The organism is Hadarchaeum sp. (SeqCode), assembly GCF_049969415.1.
Lineage (GTDB): Archaea > Hadarchaeota > Hadarchaeia > Hadarchaeales > Hadarchaeaceae > Hadarchaeum.
Genome location: NZ_JBMFOX010000136.1, coordinates 1 through 533 on the forward strand (window position 1 = coordinate 1; position 533 = coordinate 533).

General features: G+C 57.4%; 2 tRNA genes. Both read right to left on the reverse strand.

Going from position 1 to position 533, the window contains the following annotated elements:
• Positions 1–223 precede the first annotated feature (223 nt).
• A tRNA-Ala gene (locus ACP5PX_RS08380) sits at positions 224–299 on the reverse strand.
• A gap of 5 nt (positions 300–304) precedes the next feature.
• Positions 305–381, reverse strand: a tRNA-Ile gene (locus ACP5PX_RS08385).
• Positions 382–533: the final 152 nt, after the last annotated feature.

Consider the following 533-nt stretch of genomic DNA (forward strand, 5'->3'; position numbering starts at 1 on the left):
GGACCCAAAGTATAAACTTGACTAACCACTACCCTTGTGAAACGCAAACGGCCTGGGCATACCCCAGGCCGCCTGTGCGCCAGAGATATGCCCCTTCCCGAAAATTATCCGCTGCCCTCTTCCCGGAAATCCCGCATTACGATACGCACCTCACGAATGCCGATCCATCGCCGGTGTACGGGCAACCAGTATACCTCATTTGGCCGGTTCTGTCAAGCGCCCCTGGTGGAGATGAGGGGATTCGAACCCCTGACCTCCTCCGTGCAAGGGAGGCGCTCTCCCATCTGAGCTACATCCCCGGACCTGGTGGGCCTGAGTGGACTCGAACCACTGACCACTCCCTTATCAGAGGAGTGCTCTAACCGACTGAGCTACAGGCCCAGCGGATTACCGATTCAACGCTACAGATTTTTGAATCGGCAATTTAAGACCTTAACCGCTGAAGAGTGGCAGGAAGGGTGCTGAAGGGGGGAGGGGTTGACCTCCGACCGACGGTCGGGGGTCGGAACTCCCTAGAAAGGAGGTGATCCAGC